This is a genomic window from Haloferax sp. Atlit-109R (assembly GCF_003665865.1).
Classification (GTDB): Archaea; Halobacteriota; Halobacteria; order Halobacteriales; family Haloferacaceae; genus Haloferax; species Haloferax volcanii.
The window spans coordinates 276,539-298,193 of record NZ_QPLO01000003.1; the positions used below are offsets into that span (position 1 = coordinate 276,539).

A 21,655-nucleotide genomic window follows, 5' to 3' on the forward strand; every position below is an offset into this window, starting at 1 on the left:
GATGGTTCCCGAACCCCTTTCGGTGATGCAAGTGAGTGTACTCGGCGCGGGAACCATGGGTCACGGCATCGCGCAGGTGGCCGCGATGGCCGGTCACGAGGTGACGATGCGTGACATCGAAGCGGCGTACGTCGACGACGGACTGGACGCCATCGAGTCGAACCTCCGGGGCGGCGTCGACCGCGACAAGGTGACGCCCGACGAGATGGCGGCGACGCTCGACCGGCTCTCGGGGACGACCTCGCTGGAGGCGGCCGTCACCGACGCCGACCTCGTCGTCGAGGCGGTTCCCGAGGACATGGAACTCAAGCGCGAGACGGTCGCGGAGGTCGAATCCCTCGTCGACGACGACGCCGTCATCGCGTCGAACACGTCGTCGCTCTCCGTGACCGAGATACTGAGCGCCCTCGAACGTCCGGAGCGCGGCCTCGGACTCCACTTCTTCAACCCGGTCCACATCATGGGGCTCGTCGAGGTCGTCGTCGCGGAACAGACGAGCGAATCGACGCTGGCGTTCGCCACCGAGTTCGTCGAAGGCATCGACAAGACCGCCGTCGAGGTCGGTGACTCGCCCGGCTTCGCCTCCTCGCGGCTCGGCGTCGCCCTCGGCGTCGAAGCCATGCGCATGGTGCAGGAGGGCGTCGCGTCGCCCGCGGACGTCGACACCGCGATGGAGCTCGGGTACAACCACCCGATGGGGCCGCTCGAACTCGGAGACGCGGTCGGCCTCGACGTTCGCCTCGACATCCTCGAATACCTACGCGAGGAACTGGGCGAGCGCTTCCGCCCGCCGCAGATTCTCAAGCGAAAGGTCCGCGCCGGCAAGCTCGGCAAGAAGACCGGTGAGGGCTTCTACGTCTGGGAGGACGGCGAAATCGTCGGCGCGTCCGAGGACGTGATGGACCGATGAGCAGTGACGAGCCGAGCGCCGATGACTCGCAGACAGACGACCTCCGCACCGACGGAGGGGAATCGACCGTCGAGTCGGTCGCCGCCGAGTGCGAGACGGTCGACGCCGTCGTCGACGACCGCGTCGAAGGCGTCGTCACCGTGACGCTGAACCGCCCCGACGCGCGGAACGCGCTCAACGCGACGCTCCGGGCTGAACTCAAGCGCGTCCTCGACGCCATCGAAGCGAGCAGCGCCCGCGTCGTCGTCCTCACCGGCTCCGACGAGGCGAAGGCGTTCGTCGCCGGCGCGGACGTAACGGAGCTCCGCGAGCGCGATATGCTCGAACAGCGCGAGGCGAGCAAGCGACCGCGAGTGTACGAACGCGTCGACGACCTCCGACAGCCGGTCATCGCCCGCGTGAACGGCCACGCCCTCGGCGGCGGCTGCGAACTGATGCAGGCCTGCGACGTTCGCATCGCCCACGAGCGGTCGAAACTCGGCCAACCCGAAATCAATCTCGGCATCATGCCCGGCGGGGGCGGCACCCAGCGACTCGCGCGTCTCGTCGGCGAGGGACACGCCATGCGACTCGTCCTGACGGGCGAGCTCATCTCCGCCGAGGAGGCCGCGGACATCGGCCTCGTGGAGGAGGTCCACGGCGACGAGACCTTCGACGAGCGGGTGTACGAACTCGCAGAGCTGATGGCGACGAAGAGCCCCGTGGCCCTGGAGTTCGCCAAGAAAGCGGTCAAGGCCGCCTCGCGGACAGACCTCGAACAGGGCATCGAGTACGAGGCGGAGCTGTTCGCCCAACTGTTCGGGTCGCCAGACAAGGACGAGGGTATCGACGCGTTCTTCGAGGACCGCGAACCCGAATGGCACGAGCGCGAGCGATAGACTTCTCAACCACGCCGTTCGAACTACTCGAACGGCTTCGAAACCGCCACGACCGTCCGGCGAGAACTCGCAGCGCAGGCGCGAGCGCTAGTTTCACGCCGTGAACACGACACCGGGAGCGGCCCGCCCGCGAGCGAGTCCGAAATCGGGGGCGCAGCAGCGGAGGAGCGGCCGTTCCGCCCTTTCGAACGCGAGGCCATAATCGAGCGACGCCGCCGCGTCGGCAGTCGCTATCGAGACCGGCTCGCGCCCGAACCGAACACCGAATCTCGAATTACGGATAAACGACGGTTTCGGGGCGAACGAAGCCCAGCGACGACGTGTCCGGTCCACAGGGCAGCAGACGGACGGTTCGTCTCCCACGCCACAATCCGTGACAGGTGTAATTCTGTAATTGCTCGCGCCCCGCCGCGTTAATCTACAACAGTATAATAAGAATATAACCACATTATGTTCGAACAGTTCGAACAGTAATCGTCGCAACCGAATCGCCGTCTCAGCTCCTCGAAAGCGTGAATCTCCGGCTTCGGACGGGAGAGTACTCCCTGAATGAGTTCGAACAGTTCGAACAACCGTTCCGCATCTTCGGTTCGCCGGCGGGACGAGACACCGGGTCAGGAGAAGTTGAGGTTGATTTCGACCTCGTTGGCCGCGCCGAGGAGGAGGTCCGCGAGGTCGCCGGTCAGTCGGTCGCCCCGAAGCCGGTTCGAGGGCCCCGAGATGCTTATCGCTCCGACGGGACGGCCCTCGTTGTCGGTGACGGCGACGCCGACGGCGTGGAGTTTCGGGACGATTTCCTCGCGGTTGAGCGCGAACCCGCGCTCGCGAATCGTCGCCAGCTCCTCGAAGAGCGCGTCGGGGTCGGTTATCGTCTGCGGCGTCTTCGCCGGGAGGCCGTGTCGGTCGACGATGTCGCGGACGCGCTCGTCCGGGAACGCCGACAGGATGGCCTTGCCGGCGGCGAGTTGGTGGAGGTACGAGCGCGTCCCCTCCCGCGCTGGCGTCCGCACCGAGTGCGCGCCGGCCGCGCCGTAGAGGTGGAACCCGCGACCCTGCTCTTCCGTGACGCACCACACTTTCTCGCCGGTCTGCTCGGCGAGTTCGTCCAGTTTCGGCTTGGCCACCTCGTACAGTTGGTGCTGGTCGCGCGCGTAGATGCCGAAGTCGAGGAGCCGAAGGCCGACCCGGTAGCCGTCGTCGTCGGGGACGACGAACCCCTCGCGTTCGAGCGTCTTCAGATGCCGGTGGACCGTGCTCTTGGCCAATCCGAGCTCCGAGGCGAGCCCCGTCGGCCCCATCGGTCCCCCCGATTTGAGCTGTTCGAGGATACCGAGCGACGTGGCGGCCGTCGTCACCGGTCGGCGCTGTTCGTCGTCTGTCATCACCTATCTTCGGTGTTCGTTCGTGATAAATCTTGTTCGAACAGTTCGAACAGCAGTTCCACTCCCTCGAACGACTCTGACGGCCGCTCGAACCGCGAGTCAGCGATAGAGCAAAGTAACGTCCGATTGGATAGCAGACGTGCATGATTAAATTGGTGAATATGCTCGTCCGGGACGACGACTACACGCACGAGGAGTTCGTCGAGCGGTGGCGGGGGAGCCACGCGGACCTCGCGAGGGAGCTTCCGGGGCTCGTGAAGTACGCGACGAGCGTCCCGACCGACCCCGAACGGTCCGAGTACGACGGTATCGTCGAACTCTACTTCGAGGACATGGCCGCTCTGAAGGCGGCGTTCGACTCCGAGGTCGGTCAGCGCGTGAACGCCGACGCGGCGGCGTTCACCGACATGGAACGGGGACCGACGCTCTACGTCGAGGAGACGGTTCACCTCGACAGGTCCTGAATCCATGAACACGAGCGAACGACTCGTCGAGAGCCTCGAACGGCTCGGCGTCGAGCGAATCTTCGGCTACCCCGGCGGCCGCGTCATCGAACTGTTCGACCTGCTGCCCGAGTCGGACATCGACCTCGTGCGCCCCCGCGACGAGCGCGAGGCGAGCGTCATGGCCGAGATGCACGGTCGGCTGACGGGCGAACCGGGCGTCCTCGCCGGGCAGGGGCCGTGGATAGGGAGCCTCGGTCTCATCGGACAGATGGAAGCGCGCCTCGCCTCGTCGCCGATGGTCACCATCACCGAGGCCTCCGAGCGCGGGAACTACTCGACGCTCGCGCCCTACCAGCAGTCCCGCGGCGACTACGGCGGCCTCGAACTCCCGAAGATTCTCGACGCCGTGACGAAGGAACACTGGTTCCCGCGGACCCCGACCGAGACGGTTCGGAGCCTCCAACTCGCGTTCAAACACGCCGTCGCGGGTCGCCCCGGCCCGACGGCGGTCATCCTCGACGGCGACGCCGTCACCGAACCGTTCCCGGACGAGTCCGTACCGGCGGTCTGGGACGACGAAACGCAGACCAGAACGTGGACCGCCGCGCCGACGGCGCGCGACATCGTCGCCGCCGCCGAGGCGCTCGACGCGGCCGAGCGACCCGTCATCGTCTCGGGCAACGGCGTCCACGCGTCGGGCGCGTACGACGAACTCGCGGCGGTCGCCGAGACCTACGAAGCCGCGGTCGTCACCTCCTATCTCGGGAAATCGACGTTCCCCGAGACGCACCGCCTCGCCGGCGGCGTCATCGGCTCGTTCGGTCACGAGGGCGCGAACCGACTCGTCAGCGAGGCCGACGCGCTCCTCGTCGTCGGCTGTCGCATGAACCCGATGGACACCAACTGGCAGGCCCCCGACTTCATCCGCCCCGGCGAGCAGACGATTATCCACGCCGACATCGACCCGCGGAACGCCGGATGGGTCTACCCCGCCGACGTGGGGCTCATCGGTGACGCGTCCGAATCGCTGCGCGAACTCGCGGCCGCCGGCGGCACCGACAACGACTGGGCAGAAGACCGAGCGCGGGAGGCCCGCGAGTCGTTCCACGCGCCCGAGTGCGGGTCGGACGCCGCGCCAATCCTCCCCCAGCGGGCCGTCAAGGAAATCGAGCGCGTCGTCGACGAGGACACCGTCGTCACCGCCGACTCGGGGAACAACCGCTTTTGGCTGCTCAACTACCTCCAGGTGCCCGCCGTGCAGACGTACTACGGTTCGGGCGGCGTCGGCGGCATGGGGTGGGCGACGCCCGCCGCGGTGTCGGCCGCGCTGGCGACCGACAAACACGTCGTCGGCGTCGCGGGCGACGGCGGCTTCGCCATGACGATGACGAGCGTCGAGACGGCGGTCGAACACGGCGTCGCGCCGACGTTCGTCGTCCTCAACGACACCAGCCTCGGGATGGTCAGACAGATGCAGCACGCGCCCGACGACATCGCGGGCGTCGAGTTCCACGACACGGACTTCGCGCGGGTCGCGGAGGCGTTCGGCGCGACGGGCGTCCGCGTCGAGACGACGGACGACCTCGGTGACGCACTGGCCGACGCGAAGGCGCACAGCCTCCCGACGGTCATCGACGCCCGCATCGACCGCGGTCAGGACATGGCCGCGACGCTCCAGTCGTCGTTCTACGCGTCGGTCGGGGGGCTCCACGAATAGCGCGCGGTGACGAGTCGGCCGTCTCGGCCGCGCTCGGTGGCCGCGCTCGGGAAACACTTTTCTCGCGCGCAGGGAGAACTACGATAGCATGTCATCATCGACCGTGATGGTTACGGGCGGGACCGGTTTCATCGGCTCGTACGTCGCGTCGGACCTCGTCGCGGCCGGCCACGACGTGGTCGCCTACGACCGCTCGACCGACCCGCGCATCCTCGACAGACTCGGCGTCGCCGACGACGTGACGATACGCCGCGGCGACGTGACCGACCCGACCGACGTGTTCCGGGCGGTGCGAGAGACCGGCGCGACGCACATCGTCCACCTCGCGGCGCTCCTGACGACGACGGCGCGGGAGAACCCGCGGACCGCGCTCGACGTGAACGTCCAAGGGACGAACAACGTCTTCGAGGCCGCGCGCGCCCTCCCCGAGCAGGTCGAGCGCGTCGCGTGGGCGTCGTCGGCGGCGGTGTACGCCCCGCCCGCGAACTACGGCGGCGACTTCGTGACCGAGTCCGACCTCGTCTACCCCGATACGCTCTACGGGGCGACAAAGGAGTACAACGAACATCAGGCCCGAGTCTACTACGAGGACTTCGGCGTCTCGCACGTCGCGCTCCGACCGACGGTCGCCTACGGCCCGTACCGCGAGACCGGCGGGTCCGCGTTCCTCGCGAACATCGTCGAGAAACCGGCGCTCGGCGAGCCGTTCAGCGTCGACTACGGCGACCAGGTCATCGACTGGCAACACGTCCGCGACATCGCGCAGGCGTTCCGCAAGGCGACGTTCGCGCCCGAAGACGACCTCACCCAACGCGTCTACAACGTCCGCGGGGAGTTGGCGACGATTCGCGAGGCCGCGGAGACGGTCCGGCGACTCCTCCCCGACGCCGACCTCACGGTCTCCGACGAGGGCGAACTCCCGTGGACCCAAGAACTCGACATGACGAAGGCGCAAGCCGACCTCGGCTACGACCCGGAGTACGACCTCGAAGCCGGGTTCCGCGACTACGTCAACGTGCTTCGGAAGGAAAACGGGTTGGAGCCGGTCTGAGCCGAGACCCGACGGGCCAAATCCGACCGCCGAAACGCCGCCGCGGAGCCGGTCACGGCCGCCGAGCGTCGTCGGCACCCTCGGTCACGGGACCGTCCAGCAGGTCGCGGATATCGTCGGGCGACAGCAGGTCGACGAGGCTCTCGCCCGAGTCGTAGCGCTCGCGCTCGTCGGGCGTGAGATACTCCGCGAGGTCGCGTTCTGTGAGCAGTTCCTCGAGTCTGTCGTCGAGGTCGTCCGGGTCGTAACCGGGGATGACCATACCACCGAACTGTCGCGAACTCCCTTATAACACGGCACGCGTCGCGTTTCCGACGAGTGCGGAGGGCGAGCCGCTCGCTCACTCCACGACGACGCCGTCGTCCTTCGCGTTCGGCGCGCCGACGACGAACACCTCGCCCGCCTCGACGCAGCGCAGTTGCCGAACCTCGTCGGGCGAGACGACCACGAAGTCGCCCGGTTCGAGGTCGAGGGCGTCGGTCTCCTCGCCGTCGTCGCCGGCGAAGGCGAGTTCGAACGCGCCGGAGAGGACGTGATACAGCTCTTCCTGTTCGCGCTGGTAGTGCATCGGTCCCGACCCGCCCGCGTCGAACGACCAGACCGACGGGCGCATCTTCCGCGGGCGAAGCTCGTAGCCGACGGCCTTGACTCGGGCGTCGGCGCTCTCCACGTCGTGCGGGTCGAGGTCAGCGAGGTTGACGTGTTCGTACATCGGCGCGAGCTACGAAGGGCGGGATTATAGCTGTGGTGACGATTGACGTGGGAACTGCTGTCGCGCTACTGCGTCTGGGAGTACTCTTCGACCCACTCCTGTAAGCTGATTCCCATCGCGGCCTGCGTGATGGCGTTCGATGACGCCGAGTTCGCGCTCTTGACGAGTTCGGCTTCGAGCGTCCGGGTCGGAATCTCACCGATAAAGTGGGGAATGGCGCGCTGGACCGCGAGCGGGCAGCCGACCTCGTGGGCGAGGGCGTAGCCCGAAAGCGAGTGCGGAATCTCCCCGCTGGCGAACTCCGGGTCGGGGTCGTCGAGTCTGTCGTCGTCCACGAAGTCGACGTACTCGTAGCACTTGCCCACGTCGTGGAGGAGGCAGGCCGCGCGGACCACGTCGAAATCAGGGTCCGCGCCGTGGAAGTCCCGCTGTTCCTCGGCGGCGCGGACGGCGATGCGGGTCACGCCGCGGACGTGCTCGACGTTCGTCACCTCGTGGATGTTCCACGCGTAGGGGATGTCTTCGATGTCGCGCCAACCGCCGCGGGCGAGACCGAGACACCAGGCTTCTCTGACCCTGTCACGGAGGCCGTCGTCCTCGATGTCGTCGAGTTCGGGGAAGGCGGCCTCGACCTGCGCGCGGTAGTCGTACGACATCGCTCAGCCCCCGCTCGCGTCTTTCTGAACCGTCTCGCGGCCGACGAACCGCGGACGGTCACCGATGGAGAGAAAGTTGTCGACATCTTCGCGGGGCGCGTTCGCCTTCGGGTGGTCGGGGTCGTAGTCGCGCGAGGACTCGTGGCCGAGGCCCGCCCGGAGCGCGTCGAGGCTCTCGAAGTAGAGTTCTGCGACGCCGTCGAACTCGGCGCGTTCGGGGTCGGTCGGGACGACGCGGGCGTACCGGACCACGCCGGGAATCTCGCGGGCGAGGGGGACGTGGGTGTTCGCCCAGTGGTCGAGGAACTCGTCGTGGCTCATGCCGTCTTTGCGAACGAGAAACGCCGAGTGCTTGTAGAGGCCCGTCGTGTCGCCGCCGGTCTCGTCTTTCTCGACGACCTCCTCGCCGATGATTCGAGGGCGTCGCTCGACGTCGAGGAAGTTGTCCACGTCGGCTCTCGCTTCTCTCGCCGTCCCCTTCGCCGGGTCGTAGTCGCGCGAGCCCTCGCTGCCGAGCGCGTCGTGGAGCGCGCCGAGGTCGTCGAAGTAGAGTTCCGCGAGACCGTCGAACTCGGAGGCCTCGGCGTCGACGGGGAGGACCGTCTGGTAGCGGACGACGCCCTCGATGTCGCGGGCGATGGGCGTGTGGTTGTCCTGCCAGTACGTGACGAACTCGTCGTGACTCATCCCCGCCTTGCGGACAAGCAGGGCTACGTGCTTGTACATGCGTACACCTGCCGATTCACGTATAAGACAATAAATCATGAGGTATGTTCGCAACGGCAGTCTACAACAAATTAATGTGATAGTCACGAGTGGTGAACGTATGCCTTTCCACGAGCGGGGGTTCATGAGCGGGACCCGCGGGACGATGGCCGTCGACTGGGAACAGCGCATCGACGTAAAGCGGATGCGCGAGGAGCGGAAGGACCGCGCCCTCTCGCGGATGCGCGATGCGGGTCTCGGGAGTATGCTCCTCATCGACGACCCGAACATCCGGTACGTGACCGGGTTGGCGATGACCGGCGGATCGGGCGCGGACCACTACTCGCTGCTTCTGGAAGACGGCACGGTCGTCCACTGGGACACCGCCGACCACGCGAGCAACCAGCGGTACAACTGCCCGTGGCTGACCGACGTTCGCTACGCCTGTCCCGGACTGGGGAACGTCCCGCGGGCGTCCGGCCGCGACTCGGCCCGGTCGTTTCTCCTCGACAAGATGGCTCAGACCGTCGTCGACGCCCTCGACGAGTACGGCCTCGCGAACGAGGCGATGGGCATCGACACCGGCCACGCGGGGCTGCTCGACGCCTTCGAATCGAAGGGCATCGACGCCCGGCCGGCCGAGTGCGCGGCGGTGATGGAGGACGCCCGAAAGACCAAGACCGAAGACGAAATCGAGTGTCTGCGACAGGTCGCGGCCATCTGCGAGGCGGGCTTTCAGGCCATCGCGGAGAACGCGAAACCGGGCGCGCGGGAGTCAGAGGTGTGGGGCGACGCCGTCCGCGAACTCTGGCGGCACGGCGCGATGGCGCAGGGCGGCTACCTCACGTCGGGGCCGAACACGTGGCCGAAGCACCAAGCGAACACGACGGACCGGCTGATTCGCCCCGGCGATCTCGTTTACGCCGACTTCTACAACGTCGGCTACCTCGGCTACCGGTCGTGTTACTACCGGACCTTCTCGATGGGCGAGCCGACCGACGAACAGCGCGACGCCTACGAGACGGCCCGCGACAACCTCTACGCCGTCCTCGACGAAATCGAGCCGGGGAAGACCACCGACGAAATCGCGGCGGCGTTCCCGGACATGGCGGGCGAACACGCCGACTGGTACGGCGCGGGCGACCACTGGCAGCTGACGACCAACCACTGGGCCCACGGCCTCGGCCTCCAACTGTACGAAGTGCCGCTCATCTGGCGCGGCCTCTCGGCGGACCATCCCATCGAAATCGAGGCGGGGATGACGATGGCCGTCGAGACCCAGGAACCGGCGGGGAGACAGGGCGTCCGCGTCGAGGAGATGGTCGTCGTCCGCGACGACGGCGTCGAACTGCTCAGCCAGTGGCCCGTCGAGGAGATAACGACTATCGAGTACTGATTTCTGATAGGACAGAGGAACAGCTCACAAATTTTGAAAATTGTGAAATTTGTTTCTTACATTCGTCTGAGCACAGTTTCAACAGACATCAACTCGTCAGGAGAGATTACGGTTCGGAATATCGAACGAATAGTCAGTAGTGTGGAATGTCTATAACGGCTGGATACGGCGGGCGAGGATTCCCCGTGTCCCCGAGCCAGCGCCCAGCAAACCGGCCGACGCTACTCCGCCTTGCCGTCCTCGCGGTCCCGGCGGCGTGCGTCGGCGTCGCGCTCGGCGGGGTCGCCGTAGCCGCCGCCGCCCGGCGTCCGAACCGTGACAGTCGTCCCCGCGGGCACGTCGCGGGTCGTCTTCGACGGGACCGCCTCGCCGTCGACGAGGTTCTGTCCCGTCGCCCCGTCCTCGCCGCCGGCGATGCCGCGGGGCGCGACCCGCCGGCGCTCGGTGAGAAGCGAGACGGTCGCGTCGGCCTCGACCGTGACCGACCGGACGATGCCGAGGCCGCCGCGGAACTCGCCGCGGCCGCCGCTTCCCTCGCGGAGGCCGTACGCCTCGACGAAAAGCGGGTACTCGGATTCCAGCGCCTCGACCGGCGTGTTGAGCGTGTTGGTCATCCCGACCTGCACGCCGTCCATGCCGTCGCCGCCGGCGCGGCCGCCGAAGCCGCCGCCGATGGTCTCGTAGTAGGTGAAGCCGTCCGACCCGCCGGCGCGACTGCCGATGGTCAGGTTGTTCATCGTCCCCTGTCCCTGCGCGGGGACGCGCTCGGGGGCCGCGTCGGCGAGCGCCGCGAACACCACGTCGGTCACGCGCTGGCTGGTCTCGACGTTGCCGCCGACGACCGCCGCGGGGGCGTCGGGGTTGAGGAGCGACCCCTCGGGGACCTCGACCGAGATGGGGTCGTAACAGCCCTGGTTCGGCGGTATCTCGGGGTCGGTGACGCAGCGAACGACGAAGTACACCGCGCTCTTGGCGACCGCGAGCGGCGCGTTGACGTTGCCGGCGACCTGGTCGGCCGTGCCGTCGAAGTCGAACGCGACGGTGTCGCCGCTGACCGTCGCGGTCACCTCGATTGGGATGTCGTCGTCGGTCACGCCGTCGCCTTCGAGCACGTCGCGGGCGCGGTACTCGCCGTCGGGCAGGTCGCGCAGTTCCGCGGTGACGCGGTTCCGGGAGTAGTCCATCACGGCGTCGAACGCCGCGAGAACGCGGGACCGACCGTGTTCCCCGACGAGGTCGGCCAGTCGCTCCTCGGCGCGCTCGTTCGCCGCGAGTTGCGCGCGGATGTCGGCGCGGCGCTCGCCGGGGTTGCGAACGTTGGCGAGGAGGAGCAACAGCACGTCGTCGTTGGTCTCGCCGCCGGCGACGAGTCTGACCGGCGGGAGTCTGAGCCCCTCCTGATAGATTTCGCGCGCGCCGGCGGGCATGCTGCCGGGCGTCATCCCGCCCACGTCGGCGTGGTGCGCCCGCGAGACGGCGTAGCCGAGCACCTCGCCGTCGACCGAAAGCGGCGAGACCATCGTCACGTCGGGCAGGTGCGTCCCGCCCTCGAAGGGGTCGTTGAGGACGAACACGTCGCCCGGTTCCGGGTCGTAGTCGAGGACCGTGTCCACGGCCTCGGGCATCGCGCCGAGGTGGACCGGGATGTGTTCGGCCTGCGCGACGAGGCGGCCGTCGGCGTCGAACAGCGCCGTCGAGCAGTCGCGGCGCTCCTTGATGTTCGGCGAGTACGACGAGGTGATGAGCACCTGCCCCATCTCCTCGGCGACGCTCTCGAACTGGTTGCGCATGATTTCGAGCGTCACGGGGTCGACCTCGGGGTCGCTCATTCGCCGTCACCCCCGCTGGTCAGAACGAGCGTCCCGTCGGCCCCGACCGTCCCGCCCCACGCCGGCGGCACGACGACGGTGCTCTCGTGCTGTTCGAGGATGGCCGGCCCCTCGACGGTCGTCCCCGCGCCGAGACCGTCGCGGTCGTAGACGGGCGTCTCGCGGAACGCGCCGTCGAAGAACGCCTCGCGGGTGTCCTTTCGGGCGTCGCCGCCGCCGCGGTAGGTCACGTCGAGGGCGTCGCGTTCGACCACGGCGGTCGCCCGGACGTTGACGAGTTCGACCGGGTCGTCGAGGCGGTAGCCGTAGGCGCTCTCGTGAGCCTCGTGGAACCGCGCTTCGACCGCCTCGGCGTCGAACGTCTCGCCGACGGGCACGGTCAGTTCGAAGCTCTGGCCGACGTACCGGAGGTCGGCGGCGCGCCGGACCGCCGCGTCGGCGGGGTCGGTCACGTCGTCGAGCGTGTCGGCTTCGAGGTCGGCGTAGGCGGATTCGACCGCTTCTGCGTCGAGGCCGGAAAGCGGTCGGCGGAGCGTCCGCACCGAGTCGTGTTTCTGGTCGGCCGCGAGCAGGCCGTACGCCGAGAGGACGCCGCAGGCCCGCGGAACCACCACGGTCTCGATGTCGAGGCTCTCCGCGAGCGCGGCGGCGTGCATCGGCCCGGCACCGCCGAAGGCGACGAGGCCGAACTGCCGCGGGTCGTGGCCGCGCTCGACGGTCACGGCGCGAATCGCCCGCGTCATGTTGGCGTTGGCGACGCGGTAGACGCCGCGAGCGGCCGCGAGCGCGTCGTCCAGTCCGGCGTCGGCGGCGAGGCCGGAGAGCGCGTCGCGGGCGGCGTCCACGTCGAGCGAGAGTTCGCCGCCGAGGGCGGAACTGCCGCCGATGTAGCCGAGGACGACGTTCGCGTCCGTCACGGTCGGCTCGGTCCCGCCGCGGCCGTAGCAGGCCGGACCGGGGTTCGCGCCCGACGAGCGCGGCCCGACCCGGAGCGCGTTGCCCGAATCGACCCACGCGATGGACCCGCCCCCCGCGCCGACGGTGTTCACGTCCACCATCGGCGTCTTGATGGGCCGGCCGTTGATTTCGGCGTCGGTGGTCCGCTCGACCTCGCCGTCGCGGACGAGGCTCACGTCGCTGGAGGTGCCGCCCATGTCGAAGGTGACGAGGCCGGCGAGGTCGCCGCCGGAGTCGGTCGCGGTCTCCGCCGCGCCGACGACGCCCGCGGCCGGCCCGGACATCGTGGTCGTCACGGCGTGCTCGCGCACGGTCGAAGCCGGGGCGATGCCGCCGTTGGCCTGCATTATCTGGGGGACAGGGACGCCGAGGTCCGCGGCCCGCGATTCGAGGCGGCCGAGGTAGCTGTCGATGGCCGGCGTCACGTAGGCGTCGACCGCGGTGGTCGAGGTGCGCTCGAACTCGCGGAACTCGGCGAGCACCTCGTGGGACGCGGAGACCGGCGCGTCGAGTTCCTCGCGGAGCACGTCGGCGACGACGCGCTCGTTTTCGGGGTGCCGGTAGGCGTGCAGCAGCGAGACGGCGACGCTCTCCGCGCCGGCGTCGCGGATGTCGTCTGCGAGCGCCCGGACCTCCGACTCGTCGACTTCGGTCTGGATGCCCTCGACGGTCGCCCGCTCCGTCACCTCGAACCGGCGGCGGCGCGGGACGAGCGGGGCGGGCTTGTCCGCGGTCACGTCGTAGAGGTCGGGGCGGGCCTGTCGGCCGATTTCGAGCACGTCGCGGAAGCCCTCGGTGGTGACGAGCGCGGTCGTCGCGCCGTCGTCTTCGAGGAGGGCGTTGACCGAGACGGTCATCGCGTGGGTGAACGCGTCGACCTCGGCCGGGTCGATGCCGGCGTCGTCGCAGGCCTTCTCGATGCCGCGGACGACGCCGACGCTCTGGTCGTCCGTGCTCGGGACCTTCGCGGTGACGAGGCGGCCCTCGGGAGTCAGAAGCGCCACGTCGGTGAAGGTGCCGCCGACGTCGACGCCGATGCGGGTTTCTGCGTCCATCAGAACACCCCCATATCGGTCGCGACCGTATAGAGCGTTCGGAGGCCGAGCCAGACGACGACGAGCGTCACCAGCCCGCCGACGACGTTCTGGAGCGTGGAGTTGGCGTACGACCCGAGGATGTCGCGGTCGTTCATCACGTAGATGAGGAAGACGGCGACGATGGGAAGCAGGACGCCGTTGGCGACCTGCGCGAAGACGATGGCCTGCACGGGGCTGTATCCGACCGCGGAGAAGACGATGCCGACGAGTAGAATCGAGCCCCAGACGGCGCGGAACTTCGTGGACTGGAGGTCGGTGTCCCAGCCGAGCGCCCCCGCCGTCGCGTACGCGCCGGCCAGCGGGGCGGTCGTCGCGCTGGTGAAGCCCGCGGCGAACAGCCCGATGCCGAAGAACACCTTCGCCTGCGTGCCGACGAGCGGTTCGAGCTGTTCGGCCATCGTGCTCACGTTCTGGATGTTCGTCCCGACGGGGAACGCCGCCGCGGCGGTGACGAGAATCGAGATGGTGATGAAGCCGCCGAGGACGATAGACAGAACCGTGTCGGCCCGCGACTCGTTCAACTCCTCGGGGCCGGCCCACCGCTCTTGGACGCTCCCGGCGTGGAGAAAGAGGTTGTAGCCGACGACGGTCGTCCCGATGAGGCCGGTGATGAGGAACGCCGACCCCTCCGGGACGCTCGGGACGAACCCGCGGGCGAGCGCGCCGAGGTCGGGGCCGATGAGGATGGCGTCGATGAGGAAGGAGACGGCCATGATGGAGACGAGGCCGACCAGCGCTTTCTCGATGAGTTTGTACTTGCCGGACCACAGGAGGACGCCGGCGACGAGACCCATCGCGGGCCCCCAGAGGTTGGCGCTGATGCCGGTCAGCCCCTCCAGTCCGGCCGCGCCGCCGAGGATGTTTCCGGTCTCGTAGGCGGCCGTGCCGACGCCGATGGCGCTCACGACGAGGGCGATACTCAGTCCCGACAGCGCGGGGCTGTCGAACTGCCCCCGGAGGGCCTCCCCGAGACCCTCGCGGGAGACGAGGCCGAGTCGGGCGCTCATCTCTTGCAGCACGATAGTGGCGACTATCGAGAAGGCAATCGTCCAGACGAGCGCGTAGCCGAATCGCGCGCCCGTCACGCTCGCGGTCGTGACCGTTCCGGGACCGATGAACGCGGCGGCGACCATCGCGCCCGGACCGATAGATTTCAGACGTTCGATGAAGTTCATGGTTCTACCTGTGAGGTGGATTGACGTATCAAACTCTGGTTGATAAATCCCGGTTGAGAACGCCGAGTACGGCGCGAAGAGCGCGTATGAAGGAGTATGAACGAGTATGAAGCTAGCGGCGGGCGTGGACCGACAACCGAGTCCGGAAACCAGCGTCCGAGTCCGGTCGGGTCCGCGCCGGACGCGGCCCTCACCGGACCTCGGTGAGAAGCACCTTCGAGACGCCCTCTTCGACCTCGATATCGAACGGGGACTGCTCGGTGCTGAGCGCGATGAACCGCGACATAAACCACTTGACGGACTCGGTGGGAAAGACGACGTGGAAGGTGTCGCCCTCGGAGGCGCGGACCGTGAGAAAGCCGCAGAACGACAGCCAGTCGAGGAGTTCAGCCAGCGACTCGAATCGGTCGCGATACTCGTGGGCGTGGAACGCCGCGACCCGGTCGATGGCGTCGAAAAACTCGGGAGCCGGCTCGCCGTCGTCGCCCTCCACGTAGTCGAGAAACGTGTGCAGGAAGTCCACGTCGAGAAGGACGTGCTCGCCGCTCGACAGCATCTGGTGGTAGGCTTCGAGGTTCGGCCCGGCGTCGGTCGTCGCCGCCTCGAAGTTGGCCGCGTAGAAGACGAGCGCCTCGCGGACGAGTTCGCTTTGGGCCTTGTCGGTCCGACCGGCGAGCCCGTCGAGCGCCGACTGAGCGTCCTCGTCGAGCGACACCGTGACGCGATTCGTGACCATGCGTGTCTAACTCTCGGTGGGGTTCTTAAGGGTGTGTAGATGACCGCCGCGAGTCGCGAACGCGTGACGAACGGCAGCCGGCTACTCAAGATGTGTGAAAATTTTAGAAATTGAGACGACGGCGACGGGTCAGTCCGCCGTCGCGGTGCTCGCTCACGCCGGCTTCGAAGCACTCCTCTGGCGAGCGGTCGTCGGGGAGGCCGTCGCCGTCGTCCTCGACGTAAAAGCCGTCGTGGGTCCGACCGACGGTCACCGTTACCTCGGAGCCGCCGTGGTCGACGAACGCGTCGTTGACGTACTCGAAGCGGCCGCGCTCGTCGACGACGTACACCGGGTAGCCGAGCGCTTCGAGAACGGTTTCGTAGCGCTCCGCCCGGCGGGTCGCCCGGTGTTCGGAGACGCTGTTTTCGATGCGGTTGACGAGCAGTTCGTACTGCTCGGAGGAGGGCTGTTTCTGGAGGTAGTCGGTGACGCCCGCGGAGATGGCGTCGCTCGCGACTTCCTCGCTCCCCTTGCCGGTAAAGAGGATGAGGGGAAGCGAACCGTGGTCCTCGCGAACCGTTTCGAGGAGTTCGACCCCGGTCATCGCCGGCATGTCGTAGTCGCTGACCACGCAGTCGATATCGGAATCACGAACGATATCGAACGCGACCCTCGGGACCGAGCACGTCGTCACCTCGAACGAAGAGAGCTTTCGAAGATACGTCTCGCCGAGGTCCAAGAGCGCCGCGTCGTCGTCGGCGTAGACGACGCGAGGGGATTCCGAGGTCGTCATCAGTAGGAACCGAATAGCAACTCTCGCGGCGGCACATAGGTTCGACCTCTATAAATAGGGACCGGGGAAACACGGGTCGGTTTCGAATCTAATAACGAGAACCACGGCGCGACGGAGGCGACCGAGTTGGACGCGACCGAGTCCGACCGGGTCTCGCTCGGCCGCCCGTCAGAACTCGCCGGCGACGATGTCGGTGACGCGCTCGCGGTCGAACAGCCGTTCAGCCTCGGGAATCTCGGGGTACGACTCGCCGTCGCCGTAGCCGGGCCACGCGCCGAACCGCTCGGGGAAGAGCTGTTTGGCGGTCATCTCCAACTGGAACAGGTTCATAATCGGGCCCTGCATCCCGTTGCCGGACGGGTAGTACCGGCCGTCGCGGAACGCGGGCACCTCGTCCGCGAGGGGGTTCGAAAGCACCTCGTCGCGGTTCGAGCGGAAGGAGTCTCCGAGCGCGGTCCCCCAGTACCGGAGGACCACGTCGGGCGCGGTCTCGACCATCGCCTCGTAATCGTACGAACCGTCCGACCCGGTCTGGGCGTCTGTCGCCGCAAACGCGTTCTGCATCCCGAACGGGCGGAGGTGCGCCCAGAGGTAGCCGTCCCCCGTAAAGTCGTACGGCCAGAACGTCCCGCCGGTGTCGGCGACGACCGCGAGCGACGGGCGCTCGGACGCCGGTGGGAGGTCGGCCCGTATCCGGGCGACGAGGTCGTCCCGGAGGGACCTGAACGCCCGGTAGCGCTCTTCCTCTCGGAACACCGCCGCGATGTGGCCGAGGTACTCCCAGAGCGTATAGTGCTCGTAGCGGTCGCGGCAAGGTTCGGGCGGGTCGGCGTTCGTCCGGCTGTAATAGTTGCCGAACCACGGACCCACGTCGGCCGCGATTGACGCCACCTCGTCTTCGGTCCAGTCGAACGAGGGACTCCGGAGCAGACACGGGTCGAGGAAGTGCACGTCGCTGTCCAGTTCGTAAAACAGCTCTCTGTCGAGGGCGTTCGGGTTCGACGCCGGCGTAACGCGGCCGAGTTCCTCCCACTCGAACTCCACTCCGTCGAGCGCGTCGTAGTAGTAGTCGACCGTGTTGCCGAACAGCTCCTTGTCGTAACCGATGCCGGTGATGGCGTCGCCGTGGCCGAAGGCGACCGCCGCGTCGGCCGAGACCGGGTAGTAGGTCAGAGCGCGTTCCGGCACGGCGTCGAACTCGACCTCGCCGACCGGGGCCATCGACACCGAGTACGACCCGTCGCTCGTCTCAGTGTCCGGCGTCTCAGTCGCTTCTTCGATATCCGTCTCAGTCGTCGAGACGGCGTCAGAAGTGGTGGTCGTCGCGTCGGAACCCCCGCCCGCACAACCCGCGAGGAGTCCCCCGCCGAGGACCGTCCCGCCGAACTTCACGTAGTCCCGGCGAGTCGGCCCGGACCGACAGTCATCGTTGTCTGCCATATTTTTAGGCCAGCCTAAAGAAACAAAACTGCTTCGTTTTAGGCACGCCTAAATACTTCGCTCGCGAGCGAGGAGTCGTAGATATGTTAACAATGAGTTGAGACGTATTGAGCGTGTTCCCCGTTACGGATTCCCTCCCCTGCGTCTCGACGGACAGTATCGAGCGGTTCCTCGCGGCCTTCCTCGTCGGACGCGTCGGTCGCGTCGGTTGTGTCAGTCACGTTCGAGTCCCCCCATCGGCGGCGTCAACGTCGGCCTCGGCCCCGGAACCGGGGACCGAACCGAGTTCGGTCGCACACCACTGACAGAACGCAAGCGACGGGTCGGCGGCGCGGCGACAGTTCGGACAGACCCGGCCGTCGCGGCTCTCGGTCCGCTTCGACGCGCGGTTCTGGACGCGCGCGACCACGTACGCGTCGAGAGTGGCGAGGAGGGTAACGACGAACAGCGGCGCGGCGCTCCAGAAGTCGCCCGCGCCCTGCAAGTACATCGCAACCGCGTCGGGACCGCTCAGAGAGCCGACGCCGAGGAAGACGGCAGCCCACGCGAACGCGCGCTTCCAACGGCGGAGATACAACTGTCCGAGCCCCGCGACGAACGACGAGAGGAGCGCGGCGAGAAGCGGGCGTTTGACTGCGCGTTGTTTCATATATTGAATTTCTGTTCAACCACGTATAGCGGTTCGGGTCACCGAACCGCGGTACCGCTACCGGTAGTTTAAATATTGAATTAATATTCAACAGCGTCGTGGGCACACGATGAACGACACAACGACGCGGAGATATCTCGCGATTGGCGGACTGAGCGCGGTGCTCTCGCTTTTCGTCCTCCCTATCGCGGGGTTCGTCTCGGTCTACACCGGCTACAAAGTACACGGACACACGAAAAACATTTACAGCTATCTGCTAGCCGGAGCGGGGTCGCTCTCGGTGCTGTTCTGGGTGGCCTTCCTGGTTCGGCTCTGACCGCGGTCGGCGGCGAGTCATCCCGCCGCCCGCGACGACCCGAAAGCGACACTTCCGTCGAACGCGAACCGCCGGGATATGACGCAGGACGGTCGCGCCGAGGAGTTGGAGCCGGCGAAGCGACGCATCATGGAGGCGACGTACAGGGCGCTACAAAAACACGGCTACGGCAACCTGACGATACAACACATCGCCGACGAGTTCGAGAACAGCAAGACGCTCCTGTACTACCATTACGACGGGAAAGACGAGCTGTTGGTCGACTTCCTCGACTACGTCCTCGCGCAGTTTCTGAACAGCCTCCCTCGGGGGGACCGCACGCCCAAAGAGGAACTCGAAACGCTCGTCGACACGCTCCTCCCCGAGACGCTCTCCGAGGAGGCCTACCGGCTCCAACTGTCCATGTTCGAACTCCGGGTGAACGCCCCGCACGACGAGGGCTGTCGCGAGGAGTACCGCCACGTCGACGCCGAGCTCACGGAGCTGCTGCGGGACATCCTCGTCCGCGGCGTCGAGGCGGGCGAGTTCGACGTCGACGACCCAGAGGCCGAGGCCGAACTGTTTCTCTCGATTCTAACTGGGACGCGCGCCCGCCGGCTGACGGTGTTCAAACCCGACGAGTCAATCGAGCCGCTCCGAGCGGCCATCCAGTCGCACATCGACCGCATCTCGGCGTAGTCGCTGCCGGGTCGGCCGCCCGGGTCGCGGTCGCGCCGGTTCAGGCCAGTTTACCGCCGTCGACGGGGAGCGCGTGGCCGTTGACGAACGACGCGTCTTCGGAGGCCAACCACGCGACGGCGCTCGCAATCTCCTCCGGTTCCGCCATCCGTCCGAGCGGCTGTTCCGCGGTGATGGCCTCGACCGCGCCGGGGTTCGCTTCGAGCGACCGCTCGACCATCGGGGTTCGGACGACGCCCGGACACACCGCGTTGACGCGGACGCCCTCCTCGGCGTACCGCACGGCCGCAGACTTCGTCAATCCGACCACGCCGTGTTTGCTCGCGACGTAGGGTTCGCTCCCGTCGGCGGCGAGTCCGGCGATTGACGAGGTGTTGATAATCGCGCCGCCGTCGCCCTCCATCAGCGCCGGAAGCTCGTGTTTCATGGCGAGCCAGACGCCGGTGAGATTGATTCCGAGCACTCGGTCCCAGTTCTCCCGCGACTGCTCCGGAAGCGGGTCGTTGTCGCCCTCGATGCCCGCGTTGTTGTGCGCGATATCGAGGCCGCCGTACGTCTCGCGGGCCGTCTCCACCATCGACCGCACGTCGTCGGCGTCGGTGACGTCGACCGCGACGAACGTCGCGTCGCCGCCGTCGGCCTCGATTTCGGAGACGACCTCTCGCCCGCGCTCGGCGTCGATGTCACCGAGCACCACGTTCGCACCCTCGGCGGCGAGTCGCGTAGCGCTCGCCCGCCCGATACCGCTGCTCGCGCCGGTCACGACCGCAGTCTTGCCGTCTAATCGGTCTGCCATACGTTGTTGAATATTTTGTCAATATATAAACTATGGGGTAGGAGAACGGCGTTCGAGAATCGCTCGTCGCCGTCCGTTCCGCCGAGAGGTGAACCCTTATTCGCCCGGCGTCCGTCGGTTCCGACCATGACACCGCGACCGTCGACCTTCTCAATCGTCGCCCGCGACCCCGAACAGGACGCCGTCGGCGTGGCCGTCCAGTCGAAGTTCGTGAGCGTCGGCTCCGTCGTCCCGTTCGTCAGCGCGGACGCCGGCGCAATCGCCACCCAGAGCTTCGCGAACGTCGCCTACGGCCCCGACGGATTGGACCTCCTGCGCGAGGGGCACTCGGCCGAGGAAGTCGTTTCCGAACTGACCGACGCCGACGACGAGGCTCCGAGCAGGCAGGTCGGCGTCGTCGGAGCCGACGGGAGCATTGCGGCGTTCACCGGCGACGAGTGTTTCGACGTGGCCGGCGACGTCCAAGGCGACCACTACACCGTTCAGGGGAACATCCTCGAAAACGAGGCGACGCTGGACGCGATGGCCGAGGCGTTCGAGACGACCGACGGCGGGCTCCCGGAACGTCTGCTCGCGGCGCTCCACGCCGGCAACGACGCCGGCGGCGACAAGCGCGGCGAGCAGTCCGCGGCGATGTATATCGCCAAGCCCGAGGGCGGCTACGACGGCGGCAACGACCGCTGGGTCGACGTGCGAGTCGACGACCACGACCACCCGATAGCCGAACTCGAACGCGTGTTCAAGCTGTACGACATCACGCTCTTGGAGCGCGAAGCGCCCGCCGAAACCATGTCGCTGTCGGGCGAGACGGCCGAAGCGGTCCTCGAAACGCTGTCGGTGCTCGGCTTCTACGACGGAACCCCGAGCGGCGAGTTCGACGACGAGGCCGTGGAGGCGCTCGAATCGTTCCGGGGCATGAACAACTTCGAGAACCACTCGCTTGCGGTCCTCGAAGACGCCATCGCCCGCGGCTGGGACGACGTTGCTGGCGGGGAGACAGCAAGCGAGGGCGGGACGGCGAGAGAAGACGACGCGACGGACGAACTCGACGGGGAGACGAAGCTCATCGAGGCGATTTGGCAGGGCCTCAGCAGGCTCGACAGGAAGTAGTTCAAAATCAGTCTCGTCGGTCGGAGTGTGTTTCATTCGTCGAAGCGCGCCGGATGGGGTGGCGTTGGCGGGTCACCGCGGCGCACCGACAGGGCCGCGCGGGGGAAGGAAGTCCCGCTCAGCCGAGGAGGTACTTGAGCGCGGGGCGCTGGCGGACGAACTCCATCTTCTCGATGATGGCGTCGAGGCCGAGGATGCGGCCCGCCGCGAGCGTGCCGACGATGACGAACATCATCAGCCCGAA

Annotated in this window: 22 protein-coding genes and 1 pseudogene; 9 read left to right on the forward strand and 14 right to left on the reverse strand. The window is 67.4% G+C overall.

The window, feature by feature from the left end:
• Positions 1–25 precede the first annotated feature (25 nt).
• Both DVK03_RS17605 and DVK03_RS17610 read left to right on the forward strand, forming a co-directional pair.
• Complete coding sequence (locus DVK03_RS17605) at positions 26–910, forward strand: 3-hydroxyacyl-CoA dehydrogenase family protein (RefSeq protein WP_115803750.1); 885 nt, start codon at positions 26–28, stop codon at positions 908–910.
• Complete coding sequence (locus DVK03_RS17610) at positions 907–1,788, forward strand: enoyl-CoA hydratase/isomerase family protein (RefSeq protein ID WP_115803751.1); 882 nt, start codon at positions 907–909, stop codon at positions 1,786–1,788. Before DVK03_RS17605 ends, DVK03_RS17610 begins: the two co-directional genes overlap by 4 nt.
• A 614-nt stretch (positions 1,789–2,402) precedes the next feature.
• Here DVK03_RS17610 and DVK03_RS17615 read toward each other — a convergent pair.
• Positions 2,403–3,170, reverse strand: coding sequence for an IclR family transcriptional regulator (locus tag DVK03_RS17615; protein WP_004064399.1), 768 nt, complete (start codon positions 3,168–3,170; stop codon positions 2,403–2,405).
• Between the two features lie 161 nt (positions 3,171–3,331).
• On the opposite strand from DVK03_RS17615, the gene DVK03_RS17620 reads away from it, so the two are divergent.
• The 3 genes from DVK03_RS17620 (at position 3,332) to DVK03_RS17630 (ending at position 6,384) form a co-directional block, all read left to right on the forward strand.
• A complete protein-coding gene (locus DVK03_RS17620) occupies positions 3,332–3,634 on the forward strand; it encodes an EthD family reductase (protein WP_223174088.1) in 303 nt (100 codons plus the stop codon).
• A 4-nt stretch (positions 3,635–3,638) separates the two neighbouring features.
• Positions 3,639–5,333, forward strand: coding sequence for a thiamine pyrophosphate-binding protein (locus DVK03_RS17625; RefSeq protein ID WP_115803753.1), 1,695 nt, complete (start codon positions 3,639–3,641; stop codon positions 5,331–5,333).
• 106 nt (positions 5,334–5,439) lie between these two features.
• The gene (locus DVK03_RS17630) at positions 5,440–6,384 is read left to right on the forward strand and encodes an NAD(P)-dependent oxidoreductase (RefSeq protein WP_199506020.1); all 945 of its coding nucleotides are present in this window, start codon (positions 5,440–5,442) and stop codon (positions 6,382–6,384) included.
• A gap of 52 nt (positions 6,385–6,436) precedes the next feature.
• On the opposite strand, the gene DVK03_RS17635 is transcribed toward DVK03_RS17630, so the two are convergent.
• From DVK03_RS17635 to DVK03_RS17650, 4 genes are all read right to left on the reverse strand, one after another.
• Positions 6,437–6,646: a hypothetical protein gene (locus tag DVK03_RS17635; RefSeq protein WP_115803755.1), complete on the reverse strand. Its 210-nt coding sequence runs from the start codon at positions 6,644–6,646 to the stop codon at positions 6,437–6,439.
• A 78-nt stretch (positions 6,647–6,724) separates the two neighbouring features.
• Positions 6,725–7,096 carry a cupin domain-containing protein gene (locus tag DVK03_RS17640; RefSeq protein ID WP_004064390.1) on the reverse strand — a complete coding sequence of 124 codons (372 nt, stop codon included), beginning with the start codon at positions 7,094–7,096 and terminating at the stop codon, positions 6,725–6,727.
• Between the two features lie 65 nt (positions 7,097–7,161).
• Positions 7,162–7,752 (reverse strand): HD domain-containing protein, encoded by a 591-nt coding sequence (locus tag DVK03_RS17645; protein WP_115803756.1) that lies wholly within the window; start codon positions 7,750–7,752, stop codon positions 7,162–7,164.
• A 3-nt stretch (positions 7,753–7,755) separates the two neighbouring features.
• A complete protein-coding gene (locus DVK03_RS17650; RefSeq protein WP_115803757.1) occupies positions 7,756–8,478 on the reverse strand; it encodes an EthD family reductase in 723 nt (240 codons plus the stop codon).
• Positions 8,479–8,602: 124 nt separating this feature from the next.
• On the opposite strand from DVK03_RS17650, the gene DVK03_RS17655 reads away from it, so the two are divergent.
• Positions 8,603–9,853, forward strand: coding sequence for a Xaa-Pro peptidase family protein (locus DVK03_RS17655; RefSeq protein WP_115803758.1), 1,251 nt, complete (start codon positions 8,603–8,605; stop codon positions 9,851–9,853).
• A 221-nt stretch (positions 9,854–10,074) separates the two neighbouring features.
• Here the strand turns inward: DVK03_RS17655 and DVK03_RS17660 are convergent, their stop codons facing one another.
• From DVK03_RS17660 to DVK03_RS17690, 7 genes are all read right to left on the reverse strand, one after another.
• The gene (locus DVK03_RS17660; protein WP_115803759.1) at positions 10,075–11,682 is read right to left on the reverse strand and encodes a hydantoinase B/oxoprolinase family protein; all 1,608 of its coding nucleotides are present in this window, start codon (positions 11,680–11,682) and stop codon (positions 10,075–10,077) included.
• The gene (locus tag DVK03_RS17665) at positions 11,679–13,694 is read right to left on the reverse strand and encodes a hydantoinase/oxoprolinase family protein (protein WP_115803760.1); all 2,016 of its coding nucleotides are present in this window, start codon (positions 13,692–13,694) and stop codon (positions 11,679–11,681) included. Before DVK03_RS17665 ends, DVK03_RS17660 begins: the two co-directional genes overlap by 4 nt.
• Positions 13,694–14,911 (reverse strand): Nramp family divalent metal transporter, encoded by a 1,218-nt coding sequence (locus DVK03_RS17670; protein WP_006600971.1) that lies wholly within the window; start codon positions 14,909–14,911, stop codon positions 13,694–13,696. The genes DVK03_RS17665 and DVK03_RS17670 overlap by 1 nt, the downstream gene beginning before the upstream one ends.
• Before the next feature lie 190 nt (positions 14,912–15,101).
• A complete protein-coding gene (locus tag DVK03_RS17675; RefSeq protein ID WP_115803761.1) occupies positions 15,102–15,647 on the reverse strand; it encodes a ribbon-helix-helix protein, CopG family in 546 nt (181 codons plus the stop codon).
• Positions 15,648–15,750: 103 nt separating this feature from the next.
• Entirely contained in the window at positions 15,751–16,422 is a 672-nt protein-coding gene (locus DVK03_RS17680; RefSeq protein ID WP_115803762.1) for a response regulator, read from the reverse strand.
• 168 nt (positions 16,423–16,590) lie between these two features.
• Entirely contained in the window at positions 16,591–17,862 is a 1,272-nt protein-coding gene (locus DVK03_RS17685) for an ABC transporter substrate-binding protein (RefSeq protein ID WP_115803763.1), read from the reverse strand.
• 217 nt (positions 17,863–18,079) lie between these two features.
• Complete coding sequence (locus DVK03_RS17690; protein ID WP_115803764.1) at positions 18,080–18,511, reverse strand: zinc ribbon domain-containing protein; 432 nt, start codon at positions 18,509–18,511, stop codon at positions 18,080–18,082.
• Positions 18,512–18,620: 109 nt separating this feature from the next.
• Here DVK03_RS17690 and DVK03_RS17695 point away from each other — a divergent pair, with 109 nt between their 5' ends.
• Together DVK03_RS17695 and DVK03_RS17700 are read left to right on the forward strand one after the other, a co-directional pair.
• Positions 18,621–18,827, forward strand: a complete 207-nt coding sequence (locus tag DVK03_RS17695) for a hypothetical protein (protein ID WP_004040893.1) — start codon at positions 18,621–18,623, stop codon at positions 18,825–18,827.
• Between the two features lie 78 nt (positions 18,828–18,905).
• Positions 18,906–19,505 carry a TetR/AcrR family transcriptional regulator gene (locus tag DVK03_RS17700; protein WP_004064378.1) on the forward strand — a complete coding sequence of 200 codons (600 nt, stop codon included), beginning with the start codon at positions 18,906–18,908 and terminating at the stop codon, positions 19,503–19,505.
• Positions 19,506–19,545: 40 nt separating this feature from the next.
• On the opposite strand, the gene DVK03_RS17705 is transcribed toward DVK03_RS17700, so the two are convergent.
• On the reverse strand, positions 19,546–20,301 hold the full coding sequence (locus tag DVK03_RS17705; protein WP_004040895.1) for an SDR family NAD(P)-dependent oxidoreductase: 756 nt from the start codon (positions 20,299–20,301) through the stop codon (positions 19,546–19,548).
• A 126-nt stretch (positions 20,302–20,427) separates the two neighbouring features.
• Between DVK03_RS17705 and DVK03_RS17710 the strand changes: the two genes are divergently transcribed.
• Positions 20,428–21,411, forward strand: a complete 984-nt coding sequence (locus DVK03_RS17710) for a DUF1028 domain-containing protein (RefSeq protein WP_115803765.1) — start codon at positions 20,428–20,430, stop codon at positions 21,409–21,411.
• 118 nt (positions 21,412–21,529) lie between these two features.
• Here the strand turns inward: DVK03_RS17710 and DVK03_RS17715 are convergent.
• Positions 21,530–21,655, reverse strand: a pseudogene (locus DVK03_RS17715) (quinol oxidase); the annotation flags it as partial.

Bases quoted from the DNA above. Each gene is read 5' to 3' on its own strand.
- DVK03_RS17605 (WP_115803750.1), top strand. From the start codon at position 26: ATGCAAGTGAGTGTACTCGGCGCGGGAACCATGGGTCACGGCATCGCG.
- DVK03_RS17610 (WP_115803751.1), top strand. From the start codon at position 907: ATGAGCAGTGACGAGCCGAGCGCCGATGACTCGCAGACAGACGACCTC.
- DVK03_RS17615 (WP_004064399.1), bottom strand. From the start codon at position 3,170: ATGACAGACGACGAACAGCGCCGACCGGTGACGACGGCCGCCACGTCG.
- DVK03_RS17620 (WP_223174088.1), top strand. From the start codon at position 3,332: ATGCTCGTCCGGGACGACGACTACACGCACGAGGAGTTCGTCGAGCGG.
- DVK03_RS17625 (WP_115803753.1), top strand. From the start codon at position 3,639: ATGAACACGAGCGAACGACTCGTCGAGAGCCTCGAACGGCTCGGCGTC.
- DVK03_RS17630 (WP_199506020.1), top strand. From the start codon at position 5,440: ATGGTTACGGGCGGGACCGGTTTCATCGGCTCGTACGTCGCGTCGGAC.
- DVK03_RS17635 (WP_115803755.1), bottom strand. From the start codon at position 6,646: ATGGTCATCCCCGGTTACGACCCGGACGACCTCGACGACAGACTCGAG.
- DVK03_RS17640 (WP_004064390.1), bottom strand. From the start codon at position 7,096: ATGTACGAACACGTCAACCTCGCTGACCTCGACCCGCACGACGTGGAG.
- DVK03_RS17645 (WP_115803756.1), bottom strand. From the start codon at position 7,752: ATGTCGTACGACTACCGCGCGCAGGTCGAGGCCGCCTTCCCCGAACTC.
- DVK03_RS17650 (WP_115803757.1), bottom strand. From the start codon at position 8,478: ATGTACAAGCACGTAGCCCTGCTTGTCCGCAAGGCGGGGATGAGTCAC.
- DVK03_RS17655 (WP_115803758.1), top strand. From the start codon at position 8,603: ATGAGCGGGACCCGCGGGACGATGGCCGTCGACTGGGAACAGCGCATC.
- DVK03_RS17660 (WP_115803759.1), bottom strand. From the start codon at position 11,682: ATGAGCGACCCCGAGGTCGACCCCGTGACGCTCGAAATCATGCGCAAC.
- DVK03_RS17665 (WP_115803760.1), bottom strand. From the start codon at position 13,694: ATGGACGCAGAAACCCGCATCGGCGTCGACGTCGGCGGCACCTTCACC.
- DVK03_RS17670 (WP_006600971.1), bottom strand. From the start codon at position 14,911: ATGAACTTCATCGAACGTCTGAAATCTATCGGTCCGGGCGCGATGGTC.
- DVK03_RS17675 (WP_115803761.1), bottom strand. From the start codon at position 15,647: ATGGTCACGAATCGCGTCACGGTGTCGCTCGACGAGGACGCTCAGTCG.
- DVK03_RS17680 (WP_115803762.1), bottom strand. From the start codon at position 16,422: ATGACGACCTCGGAATCCCCTCGCGTCGTCTACGCCGACGACGACGCG.
- DVK03_RS17685 (WP_115803763.1), bottom strand. From the start codon at position 17,862: ATGGCAGACAACGATGACTGTCGGTCCGGGCCGACTCGCCGGGACTAC.
- DVK03_RS17690 (WP_115803764.1), bottom strand. From the start codon at position 18,511: ATGAAACAACGCGCAGTCAAACGCCCGCTTCTCGCCGCGCTCCTCTCG.
- DVK03_RS17695 (WP_004040893.1), top strand. From the start codon at position 18,621: ATGAACGACACAACGACGCGGAGATATCTCGCGATTGGCGGACTGAGC.
- DVK03_RS17700 (WP_004064378.1), top strand. From the start codon at position 18,906: ATGACGCAGGACGGTCGCGCCGAGGAGTTGGAGCCGGCGAAGCGACGC.
- DVK03_RS17705 (WP_004040895.1), bottom strand. From the start codon at position 20,301: ATGGCAGACCGATTAGACGGCAAGACTGCGGTCGTGACCGGCGCGAGC.
- DVK03_RS17710 (WP_115803765.1), top strand. From the start codon at position 20,428: ATGACACCGCGACCGTCGACCTTCTCAATCGTCGCCCGCGACCCCGAA.